The organism is Streptomyces sp. NPDC051578, assembly GCF_044454045.1.
Classification (GTDB): domain Bacteria; phylum Actinomycetota; class Actinomycetes; order Streptomycetales; family Streptomycetaceae; genus Streptomyces.
This window is the reverse complement of sequence record NZ_JBITDH010000001.1, coordinates 456,028-474,260: the sequence shown is the minus strand read 5'-3', so window position 1 is coordinate 474,260 and position 18,233 is coordinate 456,028. Positions and strand designations below refer to the sequence as shown.

Genomic DNA, 18,233 nt, shown 5'->3' with positions numbered 1-18,233 from the left:
CGGGGCCGGCCCCGCCGCGGGGGCCGGTCAGGCGATGGGGCCGCTGAACCGGGCGGCGGGGGCGGCGATCACGGGAGAGACCTCCGCGGTGAGGTGCGTGGTGCCCTCGGGGATCTCGTAGGCGGCCGTTCCGGTGGCGGTGGCGCCGGGCTGGATGGTGCCGGTGATCATCTTCGGGGTGTCGACGTCGAAGACGAGCTTGGCGCGGTTGCCCTGGGCGTCGTGGACGGAGGGGACCGCGTAGATGACGTTGACGGGCTTGTCGGAGCTGTTGGTGATCTTGATGTCGATCCGGACCGCGTTGCCGACCTCGATGTACTTGCGCTTCGTGACGTACTTCTCGGGCGTCGACAGGCTCACGCGGAGGCCGTTCGCGTAGCTGACGGTGCTGCCGAAGGGGACGGCGGAATCGAAGCCCTGGCCGTGGTCCGGGGCGGTCGGCTTCGCCGGGTCGTCGGGGTCGTCGGGGTCGGCCGGATCGGCCGGGTCGTCGGGCAGGTCCCATTCGCGGTCCAGGCGGCGGTCCGCCGCGTCCTCGGCCTTGTGGACGACGGCGACGCTGAGGTAGAAGCCGCCGACCGAGGAGAAGAGGCCGAGGACGCAGAGGATCGTGCCGATGACGGCCATCGTCTTGCGGGGGGCGCCGCGGGAGGCGCTGACGATGGCGGCGATGCCGATGCCGATGCCGGTCAGGCCGAGGATGGTGCCGACCCAGAAGACGAACGGGATGACACCGAAGGAGATCGCGAGCAGCCCGAGGACGAGGGCGGCGATGGCCATGTTGTTGGCGGGCGCGGAGGGATAGCCGGGGTAGCCGGGGTAGCCGGGGTAGCCGGGGTAGCCCGGGTACCCGGGGAAGCCAGGCTGTCCGGGCCCGGCGCCGGGGTACGGGCCCGGCCCGGGCCGGCCGGGACCCGGCTCGCCCGGCCAGCCGTAGGGTGCGGCCCCGGGCGGCGGCGCCTGCTGCGCGGCGGGAGGCGGGGTGAGCGGCGCGAAGTGCGCGGCCGCGGGGGCGTCCTGGGCCCCGGCGCCCTCGGGCGCGACCGGCGGCCCGGGCGGCGTCTTGTCCAGGGACAGGGGCTGGGTGGGGGCCGGCGGGTCTTCGGGTGCGGGGTGCGGGGCCGGCGGGGCGGCGTCTTCGGGCTCGGGCCGGGGAGCCTTGTCGAGGGAGAGGGGCTCGGCAGGCGGGGCCACGTCCTCGGGCCGGGTCAGCGGGGTCGGCGGGGCGGCGTCCTCGGGTATGGGGTGCGGGGCCGGCGGGGCGGCGTCCTCGGGCTCGGGCCCGGTTTCCTCGCCCAGGGGCAGCGGCTGGGCGGCGGATGCCGTGTCCTCGGGCGGCGTCTTGTCCAGGGACAGGGGCTGGGCGGGGGCCGGCGGGTCTTCGGGTATGGGGTGCGGGGTCGGCGGGGCCGCGTCCTCGGGTATCGGGGTCCCCGAAGGCTCCGACGGCGGGTCGCTCGGGCTGCTGCTCGGCGGGTTCGGGGGCGTACTCATACCTGGGGCGTCCTTCGGAACGGGGAGCGGTGATCACCTACCCTGCCACGGCCCCCGACCCCCTCCAACCGCTTTCGGCCCCGCCCTTGACGCCCGCACGACTTGGGCCCGCCGGCGCCGCGTCCGGGCCGGGGAAGGGTGGGGTGCCTAGGATGGTCGCATCATGGTGCGGGACGGGGTGTCCGGGGGCGTGGCCCGGGGGATCGCCGGGCTGGTCGGGGCCGGGGGCGGGGTCTATGCCGCCTGGGTGCTGGAGGTCGTGCTGACCACCGGGCTCGATCCCGTCGAGACCTACGTCAGTGAACTCGCCGCGCAGGACCAGCCGCTCGGCGGGCTCTTCCGCGCCACCGACTTCACCGCCGGGCTGCTCGTGTTCTGCGGCGGGCTGCTCGCCCTGGTGCGGCTCGCCCGGCTCCCCTGGACGGTCGTCGGGTGGGCCGGCGTCACGCTGTTCGGCGCCGCCACCGCCGCCGACGCCTGGCTGCCGCTGAGCTGCGCGCCGACCGTCGACCCCGAGTGCGCCTCCCGGGAGACCGCCGGGCTGGTGCCGGCCACCCATCAGGCCCACGCGGTCAGCAGCAGCCTCGCCATGGCCGGCGCGCTCACCGCGATGGTGGCCCTCACCGTCGCTGCCCGCCGCTACCGCCGTCTCGCCCCGCTCGCCCGGTACGGACCCGCGCTCCTCACGCTGGAACTCCTCGCCACCTGCTGGACCCTGTCGGCCATCGCCCTGTTCACCGCCGGGCGCGGGACATGGGCCCTGGGCGCCGGGCAGCGGCTCCAGGTGCTGCTCGTCGCGTTCTGGCTGGGCCTGCTGGCCTACTCCGTCTACAGGGAGCGGCGGACGTGACGGGGCTGTTCGTGCGCCCGGCCGGGGGCGACGGGGTCGCGCTGCACGCCGTCGTCGAGGGGAGTGGGCCCGTCGTCGTGCTCAGCGCCGGGCTGGCGATGGCCTGGTTCGACTGGGACCCCGTCGCCCGGCTGCTCGCGGCCGCCGGCCGGACCGTCGTCCGCTTCGACCGGCCCGGACACGGGCTCAGCGCACCGCCCGTCGCCCCGCCGACCGCCGCGGGCGAGGCGCACCGGATCGCGGGACTACTGGACGCGCTGGGCCTGGGCGGCGGCGTGGGGCCGCTCCGCTCCCGAGGGCCCGTGACCGTCGTCGGGCACTCCCTCGCCGGCTTCCACGCCGAGGCCTTCGCCCGCCTCCATCCCACCCGTACCGCCGCCCTCGTCCTGGTCGATTCCAGCGTCGAGGAGGCTGCCCGCACGGTGGCGGGCGCGAGCCTGCGCGCCGGCGCCGCCCGCCTCTTCGGCCGCGCCGTGTGCGCCGCCGGGCTCCCCGCCGCGCTGGGCCCGACGGTGCGCCGCGCGGCGGTCCGGGCCGGGCGCACGGGCGGTGCCGGGGACCCGGCGGCACGTGACCTCGTACGCCGCTGCTACCGCACCACCCGCGTCTGGCGCGGAGCCCTGCTGGAGAACGCCCGCTACCAGGACGCGGCCGCCGAACTCCTCGCGCTCCGGGCCACGCACCCCCTGACCGCCCCCGTCACCGTCCTGGCGGCGTACGACCCGGCCGCCGGCCCCACGGCCCTGCGCTGGCGGGATCGGCAGGCGGCGCTGGCGGAGCGGCTCGGGGCCCGGTTCGAAGTCGCCGAGCCGGCCGGGCACCTGGTCATGCTGGACCGCCCGCGCCAGGTGGCACGGGCGGTCCTCGAAACGCAGCGCGCCGGTCAGCGGCGGGCGTAGACCTTCTCGACGAAGCCGGCGATCTGCTCCTCCGAGAGGTGCTGGGCCAGGTCGGCCTCACTGATCATGCCGACCAGCCTCTTGTCCTGGATCACCGGGAGCCGCTTGATCCGGTGGCTCTCCATCTCCTCCAGTACGTCGGAGACGTCCGCACCGGCATCGATCCAGCGCGGCGTGCCCTGACAGAGGTCACCGCAGGTGACCACCGACGGGTCGTGCCCCTTGGCCACGCACGACACCACGATGTCGCGGTCCGTGATGATGCCGCAGAGGCGTTCGTTCTCGTCGCTGACGGGCAGGGCGCCCACATTGAGCCGGGCCATCAGCTGAGCCGCCCGGTCCAGGGTCTCCTCGGCCGGGATCCACTGGGCCCCGGGGTGCATGATGTCTGCGGCGGTCGTCATCGCGAGTACCTCCTGAGCGCGCCGTGCGGGCGAGCGCGGACGCACCCGTCCCGGCGTTCCCATCGTCGGTCCCCCGGACGGACTACGCGACCCCACCCGTACGGGTGTGCGCCCGTACGGGTGAAAGGCCGGACGAAAGCCCAGGTGGCGCCGTCCCTCAGCCGCGCGGCGCGGCCCCGCGCTGCTTGAGCATGTCCGCCATCAAGGTGAGCTCCGAGCGCTGCGCCGCCACCATCCCCTCGGCCAGCTTCCGCTCCGCCGGGGTCGTGCACTGGCTCGCGCAGCCCTGGGCCATCGCGACGCCGCCCTTGTGGTGGTCGGTCATCAGCTGGAGGTAGAGCACCTCCGCGTCCCGGCCCTCTGCAGAGCCCAGCCGCTCCAGTTCCTCCTTGGTGGCCATGCCGGGCATCAGCGCGCCGGGCTTGGTGGTGGCGCCGCCCATGTCGTGCCCGGACATGTCATGACCGGCCATGTCGTGCCCGCTCATGTCCTGTCCGCTCATCTCGTGACCGGACGTGCCGTGCCCGTCTGTGCTGCCCATCCAGGACATCGGCGGTTCGTCCGCCACCACCTTGGGCAGGCCCCACAGGTCGAGCCAGCCCAGCAGCATGCCCCGCTGGTTGGCCTGCGTGTTGGCGATGTCGTAGGCGAGGCTGCGGACCGCCTCGTCCTTGGTGCGGTCCCGGACGATGAAGGACATTTCCACGGCCTGCTGGTGGTGCACCGCCATGTCCCGGGCGAAGCCCGCGTCCGCCGAGTAGAGCGCCGGCTCTCGGGAGGCGGCGGAACCGCCGTCCGCGTCCCCGCCGTTCGCGGTGGCGACCGTGGCCCCCACCGCGAACAGCGCGGCGACGACGACCGCCGCGCCCGCGGCCGTGTACGTGCGGGAGACCCGCCGGACCTGCGGCGGGGTCACTTTCCGGCCAGCCCGTTGGTGCAGGCCGCGCCCGGCTCGGGGGTCTGCGGGCCCTGCACGTACTTGGTGAAGAACTGCGCCACCCGGGGGTCGGCCGCATTGCTCACGGTCAGCTGCTTGCCCCAGGCGCTCAGCATGATCGTCCCGGCCTGCGTCTTGTCCGGGCTCATCAGCGTGTACGGGGTCTTACGGACCTTTTCCGCCAAGGTGTCCACGTCTGCTTTGGCGGCCTTGTCGTTGTACGTCACCCAGACCGCGCCGTGCTCCAGCGAGTGCACCGCGTTCACCTCGGGCAGTTGGCCGGTGTAGACGTCGCCGTTGCAGTTCATCCAGCGGGGGCTGTGGTCGCCGCCGACCGGCGGGTTCATCGGGTAGCTGACCGGGGTGTCGACGTGGTTGCGGCCCAGCGTCTTGGCGTCCCAGCTCTGCTCGCCGTTCACGGGCGCCTTGCGGGCCTCGGCGGCGTCCTTCTCCTTCTGCTTCTGGCTCATCAGCATCCACGAGCCGAAGCCGATGAGGGCGGCGACGACCGCCGTCGAGGCGGTGATCGCGATGATCTTGTTGCGCCGGTCGCGCGCCTTGTCCGCGCGGCGCATCTCGGCTATGCGGGCCTGCCGCGCGCTGTGGTCGGTGGTGGTGGTCTTGCCGGACTTGCTGGCCATGTGCCCTGTTCCTTCTGCTGAGGGGGGTGGAAGGCGGTTCCGCTTCAGGGGGCGCGCGCCGGGCGGCGGCGCCCCGGCGGCGTCAGGTCCGCAAAACCTGGAGGGCGTGCAGGTCGGGGGCGCGGGCGAGCGTTCCCGGCGCCCGGACGGGCCCGGCCCACGCGGGGCGCACGGCCGTCACGGCCCCGGCCCCGGCCGCGGCGAGGGCCGTCGGCGGTACGGGCAGTACGGCGGAGGGCGTATCGGAGCGGGGGGAGCAGCCGGGCAGCTCGTACGGGGCGACGCAGTCGACGTGCACTGATCCGTACGCCGCTTCGGCGACGGCGCCGTACGCCGCTCCGCCCGCCGTTCTGTACGCCGCTTCGCCCGCGGCGCCGTGAGCCGCCTCGCCCGCCGGAGCGTGGGCCTGCCACGCCCCCCGCCCCTGCGTCTGCGCGACCGCCGTCCGCGGCCCATGGGACCCCGCGGCCCCCGCGCAGGGGAACACGGCACCCCACAGCAGCACCCCGAGGGCGAGCGCGGCGGCCAGGACCGTCAGTGCGGCCGACGGGACGGCATGCCGGTGCGGGGGACCGGTGTGGCCCCCGAGCTGCGTGTGCTTCCCACCCCCCATGGCCGCAGATGGTAATGCTCATGACCGGTCCGCGGTCAGTGCGGGGGTGCCACGACCTTTCAGGGGTGCGTAATGTGGCGGAAACCACGGGTGGCGATACTGGGACGGCCCGACTGTGCTCCCCCTCCGGGGGTCGGTGGTGCACACGTCGTCTGAACTGCGAGGATGAAGGCATGGACAAGCAGCAGGAATTCGTCCTCCGGACGCTTGAGGAGCGTGACATCCGCTTCGTGCGCCTGTGGTTCACCGACGTACTGGGCTTCCTCAAGTCCGTCGCGGTCGCGCCCGCGGAACTGGAGCAGGCCTTCGACGAGGGCATCGGCTTCGACGGATCGGCGATCGAGGGCTTCGCGCGGGTCTACGAGTCCGACATGATCGCCAAGCCGGATCCGGGCACCTTCCAGATACTGCCCTGGCGCGCCGAGGCCCCCGGCACCGCCCGGATGTTCTGCGACATCCTGATGCCGGACGGCTCCCCGTCGTACGCGGACCCCCGGTACGTCCTCAAGCGCATCCTCAACAAGACCTCCGACCTGGGCTTCACCTTCTACACCCACCCGGAGATCGAGTTCTTCCTGCTCAAGGACAAGCCGCTGGACGGCACCCGCCCGGTGCCCGCGGACAATTCCGGCTACTTCGACCACACCCCGCAGAACGTCGGCATGGACTTCCGCCGCCAGGCGATCACGATGCTCGAATCCATGGGCATCTCGGTCGAGTTCAGCCACCACGAGGGGGCCCCGGGCCAGCAGGAGATCGACCTGCGCTACGCCGACGCGCTGTCCACGGCCGACAACATCATGACCTTCCGCCTGGTCATGAAGCAGGTGGCCCTGGAGCAGGGCGTGCAGGCCACCTTCATGCCGAAGCCGTTCTCGGAGTACCCGGGCTCCGGCATGCACACCCACCTCTCCCTCTTCGAGGGCGACCGGAACGCGTTCTACGAGTCGGGCGCCGAGTACCAGCTCTCGAAGGTCGGCCGGTCCTTCATCGCGGGCCTGCTCAGGCACGCCGCGGAGACCGCTGCCGTCACCAACCAGTGGGTCAACTCCTACAAGCGGATCTGGGGCGGCTCCTCCCGCACCGCCGGCTCGGGCGGCGAGGCCCCCTCGTACATCTGCTGGGGCCACAACAACCGCTCGGCCCTGATCCGGGTCCCGATGTACAAGCCGGGCAAGACCGGCTCCTCCCGCATCGAGGTCCGCTCGATCGACTCCGGCGCCAACCCGTACCTGACGTACGCCGTCCTCCTCGCGGCGGGCCTCAAGGGCATCGAGGAGGGCTACGAACTCCCGGCCGGCGCCGACGACGACGTCTGGGCGCTCTCCGACGCCGAACGCCGCGCGATGGGCATCGAACCGCTGCCCCAGAACCTCGGCGAGGCCATCTCCCTGATGGAACGCAGCGAACTGGTCGCCGAGACCCTCGGCGAGCACGTCTTCGACTTCTTCCTGCGCAACAAGAAGCAGGAGTGGGAGGAGTACCGCTCCGAGGTCACCGCCTTCGAGCTCCGCAAGATGATGCCGGTGCTGTAGCCGGCGGCTGCGGATGTGCGAGGGCCCCGCCCCCGGGATCACGGGAGCGGGGCCTTCGGCGTGACGGGCGGCGGGGCGGGCCGGGGTGTCAGGTCAGAGGGGACTGGGCCGGGAAGACCGCCGGGTGCCAGACGGGGCTCGCGGTGCCCGTGGGCGGGGTCATGGCCGTGTGGAGCGCGGCGTCGAGGCCGAGGACGGCCGTCGTCACGGAGCCCGCGCGGTCTACGGTGGCGGACGGTGCGCCGGAGTAGAGCATGCCGGATTCCGTCCAGGCGGGCGGGCCGCCGGCCGAGGTGGTGCCGACCGTGCCGGTGTCGGCGCGGCCCGTCAGGAGGCGGCCCGCGACGCCGACCGCGCCGTAGCCGGCCCGGCCGCCGGACTCGGTGACGGCGGACACCTGCGGCTTGCCCGGGCCCGCGGTGACCAGCGCGCTGCGGACGACGCCCGAGTCGGGGCGGCGGAAGTAGAGCCGGACGCCCGCGCCCTCGGGGGCCGCCGTGATGGGGACCGTGGTGGCGGGGAGGTTCGTCTGGAAGGGCCCCTGGAGGGGGGCGTCCGGGGCGGCCTGGGTCCAGGCGAGGACGGAGGTGCTGGTGGTGGCGTACACGTGGCGGCGGCCCGCGGCGTCCACCGCCACCACCGGGTCGCTCTGCAGGTCCGCGCCGCCCAGGTGCTGCCACTCGCCGAAGCCGCCCGAGGGCTGCTGGGCGGAGGCGCGCAGGGTGCGGTGGGAGTCGCGCAGGTACACCGTCAGCCGGCCGTCCGCGCCGACGACCGCGGCGGGGGCGCTGACCGCCGAGGTGCCGGGCTCGTCCGCCGCCTCCGGGGTGCCGAGCGACTGCCAGGCGCCGAAGGCGCCGCCCGGCGCCGCCTGGGTGAGGGTGACGACCTCGCGGTGGTAGTCCTTGCCCCGCTCGCCGAAGACGGTACGGGTCGCGACGACCGTGACCCGGCCGTCGGGGAGGCGGGTGGCGAAGACGCCGGGGTCGATGCCCTCACCGGGCAGCAGGGCCGGGGCGGTCCACATGCCGGCGGGCTCCCGGGTCCAGAGCGCCAGCCGGCCGTCGAGCACGGCGAAGGCGTAGAGCCGGCCGAGGACGCCCTCCGTCATCCAGGAGGTGTTGTCGGCGCGGGCGTAGCGCAGGGACTGGGCCCAGTTGCGGCCGGTGGGGCTGCCCGCCACCTTCCGGTCGCCGCAGCCGGCGATGCTGCCGCAGTAGTTCTCGTGGTCCAGCCAGGCGTAGGTCTTGAGGTAGCCGATCTTCGTCTCGGCGGTCTGCGGGTCCAGCGCGTGCGGGAGGCTGCCGGTGTGGTAGCCGAGGTAGTTCTGGACCGCGAAGTGGGGGCGGTCGCTGGTCTGGCGGGCGTAGGCGGCGTAACCGGCCTGGACGAAGCGCGCGCCGTACATGTGGTCCTGGTGGTCGGTGTACGTGCCGGTCACCTGGTCCCGGCCGGGGGTCGGGTCCTGCATCCGTATCGTCGTCGGACGGTACTTCGTCAGGACCCCGGCTATGACCTGGACCACCTGGTCCTTGGTGTACGTGAACGGCTGCGTGACGGGGGAGCCAGAGGCCAGCTGGGCCTCCAGGGCGGGTATCTCGCCGTTCCACAGGCCGCGCAGGCTCTCGGGGGTCGGGGCGGTGGTGCTGCGGGCCTCGCGCAGCTGGAGCCAGACCAGGTTGATCTGGGGGTGGGCGAGGAGGACGTCGACCTCGGCCTGGCCGCCGCCGACGGTGGGTATGACCGTACGCTGCCACGCGCTCGTGCGGTCCCCGGTCGCCATCTGCGCGTACGCGCAGCGGATGCCGTTCTGCCGGGCCTCCGCGTAGTGCGCGCGGTCGGCGGGCTGTTCGGGGTCCTTGGCGGCGCCGCCCGCGGCCTCGTTGCGGCCGTCGGCCTCGCCGGAGGTGAGGTAGACGGTGGTGACCGGGATGCCGGCGGTCAGGGACCGGCTGAGGTCCGGGTTCATGAAGAAGAGGTCGTCGTCGGGGTGGGCCACGACCTGGACCACCGAGCCGGCCGTGGTGCTCGCGGGGATGACGGGCGCGGCGAGGTGCTTGTCCTGGCTGGCCTCGGCCGAGGTCTGCTCGCCCGAGGCGATGGCGAGAACGCCCGTGGTGCCCACCGTCAAGACGGGCAGCAGGGCGGCGGCCAGCATGAGGCGGCGGCGGGTCATCGGCATGGTCACGCCTTGGGGTCGTTCCGGGCGGGAAGAACCGCGAAGCGGTCACTCAAAGAGAGGTCAATCCGGGCGACTTGGTTCATCGTTGTCGCCGATGACTCGTGCTTTCCGAAAAACGACCGGATGTGATTGTGCCTCGTTCGGCTCCGATCGCGATAAGTGCCCGCGATGCGGACGCCCTTGTCCCGTACCGTGAGCCAAATGGAGGCAGGATATAGGCTATTGAGTCTTGATTATGCGGATTGGGTAGTTTGAGGGGTTTTCGTCGATTTAGATCCGATCTCGTCCCTGCGCCCCCGGGCCCCGCCCCAGCACGTTTGCGCCGGTCACCGCACCACGAGGCGCCCGCCGCCCCCCAGCCCCCGCGGCCCTGCCCGTACCGGCACCACCCATGCCTGTGAGCTTGTTCACTCCCCCGCCCCCGCGCCCCGGCGAGCCCCGCACCCGCTCCGGCTAGGCTCGACCTCAGGCCGGCCGGGCCAACCCCGGCAGCGACGCACGCGGGAGGCGGCGGGATGACAGTCCCGGGACGCAGGAGCAGCACCTTCATCCGGCTGCTGCGGAGCGGGTTCACCGACCCCTCCGCCGCCGCCCGGCTGCTGGAGAGCCCGGTGCTGGCCTCCGTACGCACCGACCCGGTACTCCTCGACGCCCTCGGCGCCACCGCCGACCCCGACCTCGCCCTCCTCGGCCTCGTACGGCTCGCCGAGGCGCAGCAGCCCGAAGAGCTGCCCGTCCTCCTCGACACCCTGCTCGGCGCCAAGCCGCTGCGCGACCGCCTGCTCGGCGTGCTCGGCGCCTCCGAAGCCCTCGCCGACCACCTCGCCCGCCATCCCCGCGACTGGCACACCCTCGTCACGTACGAAGCCGCCGACCTCCACCCCGGCCTCGCCGAGTTCGAACGCGGCCTCGCCGACGCCCACGACCCCGTCGCCCTGCGCATCGCCTACCGCCGCTGCCTGCTCTCCATCGCCGCCCGCGACGTCTGCGGCACCATCGACGTCGCCGAGACCGCCGCCGAACTCGCCGACCTCGCCACCGCCACCCTCCGCGCCGCCCTGCGCATCGCGAGCGCCGCCGCCCCCGACGACGCGGCCGCCTGCCGCCTCGCCGTCATCGCCATGGGAAAGTGCGGCGGCAACGAGCTCAACTACGTCTCGGACGTCGACGTCATCTTCGTCGGCGACGCCACCAGGGGCACCGACGAGGGCAAGGCCGTCCAGGCCGCCACCCGCCTCGCCTCCCACCTGATGCGGATCTGCTCCGAGACCACCGTCGAGGGAACCATCTGGCCCGTCGACGCCAACCTGCGCCCCGAAGGCCGCAACGGCCCGCTGGTGCGCACCCTGGCCTCCCACCTCGCCTACTACCAGCGCTGGGCGAAGACCTGGGAGTTCCAGGCCCTGCTCAAGGCGCGCGCCGTCGCCGGCGACCCCGAACTCGGCGCCCAGTACATCGAGGCCATAACTCCGCTCGTGTGGCAGGCCGCCGAACGCGAGAACTTCGTCGCCGACGTCCAGAAGATGCGCCGCCGCGTCGTCGACAACATCCCCGCCGCCCAGGTCGAGCGGGAACTGAAACTCGGCCCCGGCGGCCTGCGCGACGTCGAGTTCGCCGTGCAGCTGCTCCAGCTCGTGCACGGCCGCAGCGACGCCACCCTCCACTCCCGCACCACCCTCGACGCCCTGCACGCCCTCGCCGCCGGCGGGTACGTCGGCCGCGCCGACGCCGCCCAGCTGCACGACGCGTACTGCTTCCTGCGCGCCATGGAACACCGCATCCAGCTCTACCGGCTGCGCCGCACCCACCTCGTCCCCGAGGACGAGAACGACCTGCGGCGCCTGGGCCGGTCCATGGGACTGCGCACCGAGCCCGTCGCCGAACTGGGCAAGGCCTGGCGGCGGCACGCCTCCGTCGTCCGCCGCCTCCACGAGAAACTGTTCTACCGGCCGCTGCTCGACGCCGTCGCCCAGCTCACCCCCGGCGAGACCCGGCTCTCCCCGCGCGCCGCCGGCCAGCGCCTCGAAGCCCTCGGCTACGCGGACCCGTCCACCGCGCTGCGCCACCTCGAAGCGCTCGCCTCCGGGGTCAGCCGCAAGGCCGCCATCCAGCGCACCCTGCTGCCCGTGATGCTGGGCTGGTTCGCCGACTCCGCCGACCCCGACGCCGGACTCCTCAACTTCCGCAAGGTCTCCGACGCCCTCGGTCGCACCCCCTGGTACCTGCGGCTGCTGCGCGACGAAGGCGCCGCCGCCGAGAACCTCGCCCGCGTCCTGTCCGCCGGGCGCCTGGCCCCCGACCTGCTGATGCGCGCGCCCGAGGCGGTCGCGCTGCTCGGGGACCCCGAAGGCCTCCAGCCCCGTACGCACGAGGCGCTCGAACAGGAGGTACTGGCCGCGGTCGGCCGTGCCGAGGACCCGGAGACCGCCGTCACCGCGGCCCGCGGGGTCCGCCGCCGGGAGCTGTTCCGCACCGCCGCCGGCGACATCATCGCCTCGTACGGCACCGAGGAAAGCCCCGCCGAGACCGACCCCGGCGCCCTTGTCGACCGGGTCGGCCGGGCCGTCTCCGACCTCACGGCCGCCACCATCGGCGGGGCCCTGCGCGCCGCCGTGCGGTCCCACTGGGGCGACACCCTGCCCACCCGCTTCGCCGTCATCGGCGTCGGCCGCTTCGGCGGGCGCGAACTCGGCTACGGCTCCGACGCCGACGTCCTGTTCGTGCACGAACCCCGCGAGGGCGTTGACGAACAGGAGGCCGCGAAGGCCGCCCAGGCCGTGATCGCCGAGATGCGCAGGCTCCTCCAGCTGCCCACCGCCGACCCGCCGCTGCTCATCGACGCGGACCTGCGGCCCGAAGGGCGCTCCGGGCCGCTGGTACGCACCCTCGCCTCCTACGCCGCGTACTACCGCCGCTGGTCGCTGACCTGGGAGAGCCAGGCCCTGCTGCGCGCCGAACCGGTCGCGGGGGACGCCGAGCTCGGCGCCCGCTTCATCGAGCTGATCGACCCGCTGCGCTACCCGGCCGAGGGCCTCGGCGACAACGCGGTCCGCGAGATCCGCCGGCTCAAGGCCCGGATGGAGACGGAACGCATGCCGCGCGGCGCCGACCCCACCCTGCACACCAAACTCGGCCGCGGCGGACTCAGCGACGTCGAGTGGACGGTCCAGCTGATGCAGATGCGCCACGCGTGGGACGAGCCGGGCCTGCGCACGACGCGGACCCGCGAGGCCCTGGCGGCAGCGCACGCGGCGGGCCTCATCCCGGCCGACGAGGCGCAGATCCTGGACGAGGCCTGGGTGCTGGCGACCCGGGTCCGCAACGCCGTGATGCTGGTCCGGGGCCGCGCCGGGGACACCTTCCCCTCCGAGGCGCGCGAACTGGCCGCCGTGGGCCGCTACCTCGGCTACGCGGAGGGCACGGTCGGCGACATGCTGGACGACTACCGCCGCACCACCCGCCGCGCCCGCGCGGTCGTGGACGACCTGTTCTACGGGTCGTAGCGGGCGTTAGGCGCCCGGCCGGGCGCGGAAGCGGTTCAGGAGCGCGGCCGTCGCCGGGTGCGGGTCGGTGGCCCGGGGGCGGCGCGGCAGGCGGTGGGGGAGGGAGCCGTACCACAGCCCCGAGACCGTGTACCCGAACGCGAGGCAGAGCATGCCGCCCGCCGCGTCCAGCCAGAAGTGGTTCGCGGTGGCCACGATGACCACCAGGGTCGCCGCCGGGTACAGCAGGCCCAGCACGCGGGCCCACGGCGCCGACGCGACCGCGAAGATCGTCAGTCCGCACCAGAGCGACCACCCTATGTGCATGGACGGCATCGCGGCGTACTGGTTCGACATGTGCTTGAGGTTCCCCGAGGCCATGGACCCCCAGGTGTGGTGCACGAGCACGGTGTCGACGAAGTGCTGCCCGTTCATCAGCCGGGGCGGCGCCAGTGGGTAGAAGTAGTAGCCGAGCAGCGCCACGCCCGTCGTCGCGAACAGCACGAAGCGGGTGGCCGCGTAACGCCCGGGATGGAAACGGTAGATCCAGACCAGCACGCCGATCGTCACGACGAAGTGCAGCGTGGCGTAGTAGTAGTTCATGCCCACGACGAGCCACGTCACGGAGTTGACGGCGTGGTTGACGGTGTGCTCCACGGCGATGCCCAGCGAGTGCTCGGTGCGCCAGATCCAGTCGGCGTTGGCCAGAGCCGCCGCCTTCTGCTCCGGCACGGCGTTGCGGATCAGCGAGTAGGTCCAGTAGCTGATCGCGATGAGCAGGACCTCGAACCAGATCCTCGGGCGGCGCGGCATCCGCAGACGGGCGAGGAGAGAGCCCTGGGACCCCGGGCGGGTCTCCTGCTCGGTCACTTGGGGTGACGAGACGTCCGTCCGGGTTTCCAGTGTCTTCACGCTCGCTTCACCCATGGGGAAAGAGTCTGCCAGATGGCTTCCAGACCACGATCATCCCTCGGGACGGTCTTGGGCGCAGCCGCTCCGCCCAGGGGAGTACGCCGACCCCTGCCGCAACCCTTACGTGGCCCGCCGCTGTCCCGGGCCCGAAGCGGTCGACCCGCGCACCACCAGCTCCGGCAGGAACACGAATTCGCTGTGCGGAGCCGGCGTACCGCCGATCTCCTCCAGCAGCGTGCGGACCGCCGCCTGCCCCATGGCCTGCACCGGTTGCCGGATCGTGGTAAGGGGCGGATCGGTGAACGCTATGAGCGGGGAGTCGTCGAAGCCGACCACGGACACGTCCTGCGGCACCCGCAGCCCCTGCTGCCGCGCCGCCCGGATCGCCCCGAGCGCCATCATGTCGCTCGCACAGACGATCGCCGTGCAGCCGCGCGAGATGAGCGCTGCCGCGGCGGCCTGGCCGCCCTCCAGCGAGTACAGGGAGTGCTGGATCAGCTCCTCCGTCGCGGCCGCGCCCAGACCGAGCCGCTCCTTCATGCCGAGCCGGAACCCCTCGATCTTGCGCAGAACGGGCACGAACCGCTTCGGTCCGACCGCCAGGCCGATCCGGGTGTGCCCGAGGGCGCTCAGGTGCGTCACGGCGAGCTGCATCGCGGCCCGGTCGTCGGGGGAGACGAACGGGGCCCGCACCTTGTCGGAGAAACCGTTGATGAGTACGAAGGGGACGCCCTGCGCGCGAAGTTGGTCATAACGGCCCATGTCGGCCGTGGTGTCCGCGTGCAGCCCCGAGACGAAGATGATCCCGGAGACCCCGCGGTCGACGAGCATCTCCGTCAGTTCGTCCTCGGTGGACCCGCCGGGCGTCTGCGTCGCCAGCACCGGCGTGTACCCCTGCCGCGTCAGAGCCTGCCCGATCACCTGCGCGAGCGCCGGGAAGATGGGGTTGTCCAACTCGGGGGTTATCAGACCCACCAGACCCGCGCTGCGCTGGCGCAGCCGTACGGGCCGCTCGTAGCCGAGCACGTCGAGGGCGGCCAGCACGGACTCGCGGGTGCCCGCGGCCACACCGGGCTTGCCGTTGAGCACGCGGCTGACTGTGGCTTCGCTGACCCCCGCCTGGGCTGCGATGTCGGCTAGCCGTGCGGTCACGGCATTGGACTGTACCGGTCGCACGTCACAATGCCCACCACGTGCACGACTCCGGCGGCAACAGCACCGTGCGCCCGTCCGTCTCCACCGGCGCGCTCGACAGCACGGGCCGCCCCGGCGCGGGCAGTTCGAGCGGCTCCGGACGGCTGTTGAGGGTGCAGGCGAAGCCGGGCCGCGAGAACAGCAGCACCCCCTCGGGCGCCGGCAGCCAGGTGAGCCCGCCCGCCTCGGGCGAACCCAGCCCCGGCAGCGCCCGGCGCAGCTCCAGGGCCGCGCGGTACAGCTCCAGCGTGGAGTGCGGATCGCCCGTCTGGGCGGCGACGCTCAGCCCCGCCCAGTCGGCCGGCTGCGGCAGCCAGCTGCCGCCCGGCCCGAAACCGTACGGGGGCTCCTGGCCCGACCAGGGCAGCGGGATCCGGCAGCCGTCGCGCAACCCCTCCTGTCCGGCGGAGCGGTGGAACGCCGGGTCCTGGCGCACGGAGTCCGGCAGGTCCACCACCTCCGGCAGGCCGAGTTCCTCGCCCTGGTACACGTACGCCGATCCGGGCAGCGCCAGCATCAGCAGCGCGGCGGCCCGCGCCCGGGCCAGGCTCCCGAAGCGGGTCCGGTGCCGTACGACGTCGTGGTTGGACAGCACCCACGTCGTCGGCGCCCCCACGCAGGCGGTGGCCGCCAGGGACTCGTCGATGACGGTCCGCAGCACCGCCGCGTCCCAGGGGCAGTTCAGGAACCGGAAATTGAACGCCTGGTGCAGCTCGTCGGGCCGCACGTACAGCGCGAGCCGCTCCGAGGTCGGCGCCCACGCCTCCGCGACCCCGATCCGCGCGCCCTCGTAGGAATCGAGCAGCCGCCGCCAGGAGCGGTGGATCTCGTGGACCCCGTCCTGGTCGAAGAAGGGCAGCGGCTGCGCACCGATCAGCGTCGCCTGCGCGCCCTGCCCGATGTCGGGCATGCCGGGGGCCTTGACCATCCCGTGCGCCACGTCGACGCGGAACCCGTCCACCCCGAGGTCCAGCCAGAACCGCATGACCGAGGCGAACTCCTCCGCGACCTCGGGGTGGTCCCAGTTGAGGTCGGGCTGCTCGGGCGCGAACAGGTGCAGGTACCACTGCCCGTCCGCCACCCGGGTCCAGGCCGGTCCGCCGAACACGGACTCCCAGTCGTTGGGCGGCAGCGCACCGCCCGGGCCGCGCCCCGGCCGGAAGTGGTAACGGGCCCGCGCCGCCGGATCGGCGAGAGCGGCCCGGAACCAGGGGTGCCGGGCGGAGGTGTGGTTCGGCACGACGTCCACGATGACCCGCAGGCCCAGGGCGTGGGCGGCCCGGACGAGGTCGTCGGCGTCGGAGAGGTCGCCGAAGAGGGGGTCGACGGCGCGGTAGTCGGCGACGTCGTAGCCGCCGTCCGCCTGCGGGGAGACGTAGAAAGGGGTCAGCCAGAGGGCGTCGACCCCGAGCCGGGCCAGGTGCGGGAGCCGCTCACGGACGCCGCGCAGGTCGCCCACGCCGTCGCCGTCGCTGTCGGCGAAGGACCGTACGTACACCTGATAGATGACGGCATCGCGCCACCAGCCGCCTTTCGCGGTCCCGTCGCTGGAAGCGCTTGCAAGCCGGGACGCGGTCAGCTCATGGGTCATATCGGGGTCAACGCGAGCACAGGCCCCCTGGTTGCGGGCCTGACGACTCGAAGGTGGGTCGAACTAACAGCAAGCCGCGGCAACCGTACGGACACACGGATGTAACGATCACCAGCACTTGCAGAAAGTTGCCGCAAGGTCTTTCGGTCGGCTTTCAGTCTTGTTACGTTCCTGGCAACTCGGTACCGCGAGGAAGCGGCCGGGATCATCGAAGGAGTTCATATGCGGCGTGGCATAGCGGCCACCGCGCTGGTCGCGACCCTGGCACTCGCGGCGACGGCTTGCGGTGGGGACACCAAGGACAACGGCGGCGACACCCAGGCCGGCGGGGAACTCTCCGGGACCGTCACGTGGTGGGACACCTCCAACGACGCCGAGAAGGCCAGCTTCCAGAAGATCGCCGAGGCGTTCACCGCGAAGCACCCGAAGGTCACCGTCAAGTACGTCAACGTGCCCTACGGGGACGCCCAGAACAAGGTGAAGAACGCCTTCAGCAGCGGTTCCGAAGCCCCTGACGTGATCCGCGCCGACGTCGGCTGGGTCGCCGACTTCGCCTCCCTCGGCTACCTGGACGAGGTCCCCGCCGACACGGTGAAGAAGGTCGACGCCGAGTTCCTGCCGCAGGCCGCGGCCAGCGGCAAGTACGAGGGCAAGACCTACGCCGTCCCCCAGGTCATCGACACCCTCGGCCTCTTCTACAACAAGAAGATGCTCGCCGACGCCGGCGTCCAGCCCCCCAAGACGCTGGAGGAGGTCAAGACCGCCGCCGCCGCCATCAAGGCGAAGACCGGCAAGGCCGGCCTCTACCTGCGCGGCGACGACTCCTACTGGTTCCTGCCGCTGATCTACGGCGAGGGCGGCGACCTCGTCGACGCGAAGAACAAGACGGTCACCGTCGACAACCCGGCGGGCGTCAAGGCCTTCAAGACGGCCCGTGACCTGGTCACCTCCGGCGCGGCGATCACCAACGCCACCGACGGCTGGACCAACATGCAGACCGCCTTCAAGTCGGGCGAAGCCGCCATGATGATCAACGGTCCGTGGGCCGTCGCCGACACCTACGCGGGCGACCAGTTCAAGGACAAGACCAACCTCGGCGTCGCGCCCGTCCCGGCCGGCTCCGTCAAGGCCGGCGCCCCGCAGGGCGGCCACGACCTCGCCGTCTACGCCGGTTCCAAGAACCGCGCCGCCGCGCACGCCTTCGTCGACTACATGACCTCGCAGGAGGTGCAGGTCCAGTCCGCGAAGGAGCTGAGCCTGCTGCCGACCCGCACGGCCGCCTACGAGCAGCCGGACGTCAAGTCCAGCGAGATGGTCCAGTTCTTCAAGCCGGCCGTGGACAAGGCCGTCGAGCGCGCGTGGATCCCGGAGAACGGCTCGCTCTTCGAGCCGCTCAAGGTCGAGTACACCAAGGCCATCACCGGCGCGGCGACCCCCGAGGACGCGGCGAAGGCGGCAGGCGTCGAGTTCCGCAAGATCCTCAAGGGCTGGAAGTAGAA

The 18,233-nt window shown here is 72.8% G+C and carries 14 protein-coding genes; 5 read left to right on the top strand and 9 right to left on the bottom strand.

What is annotated here, in order from left to right; all coding sequences use genetic code 11:
* Positions 1-27: 27 nt before the first annotated feature.
* Positions 28-1,494 carry a DUF4190 domain-containing protein gene (locus ACIA6C_RS02130; RefSeq protein ID WP_399272268.1) on the bottom strand — a complete coding sequence of 489 codons (1,467 nt, stop codon included), beginning with the start codon at positions 1,492-1,494 and terminating at the stop codon, positions 28-30.
* Between the two features lie 163 nt (positions 1,495-1,657).
* Between ACIA6C_RS02130 and ACIA6C_RS02125 the strand changes: the two genes are divergently transcribed.
* Positions 1,658-2,344 carry a DUF998 domain-containing protein gene (locus tag ACIA6C_RS02125; protein WP_399272266.1) on the top strand — a complete coding sequence of 229 codons (687 nt, stop codon included), beginning with the start codon at positions 1,658-1,660 and terminating at the stop codon, positions 2,342-2,344.
* A complete protein-coding gene (locus ACIA6C_RS02120) occupies positions 2,341-3,243 on the top strand; it encodes an alpha/beta fold hydrolase (RefSeq protein ID WP_399272264.1) in 903 nt (300 codons plus the stop codon). The genes ACIA6C_RS02125 and ACIA6C_RS02120 overlap by 4 nt, the downstream gene beginning before the upstream one ends.
* Here ACIA6C_RS02120 and ACIA6C_RS02115 read toward each other — a convergent pair.
* From ACIA6C_RS02115 to ACIA6C_RS02100, 4 genes are all read right to left on the bottom strand, one after another.
* Positions 3,228-3,647 (bottom strand): CBS domain-containing protein, encoded by a 420-nt coding sequence (locus tag ACIA6C_RS02115; protein WP_366081953.1) that lies wholly within the window; start codon positions 3,645-3,647, stop codon positions 3,228-3,230. The two genes, ACIA6C_RS02120 and ACIA6C_RS02115, sit on opposite strands and share 16 nt — an antisense overlap.
* Before the next feature lie 157 nt (positions 3,648-3,804).
* Entirely contained in the window at positions 3,805-4,563 is a 759-nt protein-coding gene (locus ACIA6C_RS02110; protein WP_399272262.1) for a DUF305 domain-containing protein, read from the bottom strand.
* Positions 4,560-5,225 (bottom strand): DUF3105 domain-containing protein, encoded by a 666-nt coding sequence (locus ACIA6C_RS02105; protein WP_399272260.1) that lies wholly within the window; start codon positions 5,223-5,225, stop codon positions 4,560-4,562. Before ACIA6C_RS02105 ends, ACIA6C_RS02110 begins: the two co-directional genes overlap by 4 nt.
* An 82-nt stretch (positions 5,226-5,307) precedes the next feature.
* Positions 5,308-5,838, bottom strand: coding sequence for a hypothetical protein (locus tag ACIA6C_RS02100; protein WP_399272258.1), 531 nt, complete (start codon positions 5,836-5,838; stop codon positions 5,308-5,310).
* Between the two features lie 173 nt (positions 5,839-6,011).
* Here ACIA6C_RS02100 and glnA point away from each other — a divergent pair, with 173 nt between their 5' ends.
* On the top strand, positions 6,012-7,373 hold the full coding sequence (gene glnA, locus ACIA6C_RS02095) for a type I glutamate--ammonia ligase (RefSeq protein ID WP_190182251.1): 1,362 nt from the start codon (positions 6,012-6,014) through the stop codon (positions 7,371-7,373).
* Positions 7,374-7,461: 88 nt separating this feature from the next.
* Here glnA and ACIA6C_RS02090 read toward each other — a convergent pair whose 3' ends face one another.
* A complete protein-coding gene (locus ACIA6C_RS02090; protein WP_399272256.1) occupies positions 7,462-9,555 on the bottom strand; it encodes a PIG-L family deacetylase in 2,094 nt (697 codons plus the stop codon).
* A 515-nt stretch (positions 9,556-10,070) separates the two neighbouring features.
* Here ACIA6C_RS02090 and ACIA6C_RS02085 point away from each other — a divergent pair.
* Positions 10,071-13,058, top strand: a complete 2,988-nt coding sequence (locus ACIA6C_RS02085; RefSeq protein WP_399272255.1) for a bifunctional [glutamine synthetase] adenylyltransferase/[glutamine synthetase]-adenylyl-L-tyrosine phosphorylase — start codon at positions 10,071-10,073, stop codon at positions 13,056-13,058.
* A gap of 6 nt (positions 13,059-13,064) precedes the next feature.
* On the opposite strand, the gene ACIA6C_RS02080 is transcribed toward ACIA6C_RS02085, so the two are convergent.
* The 3 genes from ACIA6C_RS02080 to ACIA6C_RS02070 all read right to left on the bottom strand — a co-directional run bounded on the left by ACIA6C_RS02080 (position 13,065) and on the right by ACIA6C_RS02070 (position 16,734).
* Positions 13,065-13,964 carry a phosphatase PAP2 family protein gene (locus tag ACIA6C_RS02080; protein WP_361136297.1) on the bottom strand — a complete coding sequence of 300 codons (900 nt, stop codon included), beginning with the start codon at positions 13,962-13,964 and terminating at the stop codon, positions 13,065-13,067.
* A gap of 105 nt (positions 13,965-14,069) precedes the next feature.
* The gene (locus tag ACIA6C_RS02075) at positions 14,070-15,101 is read right to left on the bottom strand and encodes a LacI family DNA-binding transcriptional regulator (protein WP_361136295.1); all 1,032 of its coding nucleotides are present in this window, start codon (positions 15,099-15,101) and stop codon (positions 14,070-14,072) included.
* 25 nt (positions 15,102-15,126) lie between these two features.
* On the bottom strand, positions 15,127-16,734 hold the full coding sequence (locus ACIA6C_RS02070) for a glycoside hydrolase family 13 protein (RefSeq protein WP_399272252.1): 1,608 nt from the start codon (positions 16,732-16,734) through the stop codon (positions 15,127-15,129).
* A gap of 222 nt (positions 16,735-16,956) precedes the next feature.
* Here ACIA6C_RS02070 and ACIA6C_RS02065 point away from each other — a divergent pair, with 222 nt between their 5' ends.
* The gene (locus ACIA6C_RS02065) at positions 16,957-18,231 is read left to right on the top strand and encodes an extracellular solute-binding protein (protein ID WP_399272250.1); all 1,275 of its coding nucleotides are present in this window, start codon (positions 16,957-16,959) and stop codon (positions 18,229-18,231) included.
* The last annotated feature ends 2 nt before the right edge of the window (positions 18,232-18,233 follow it).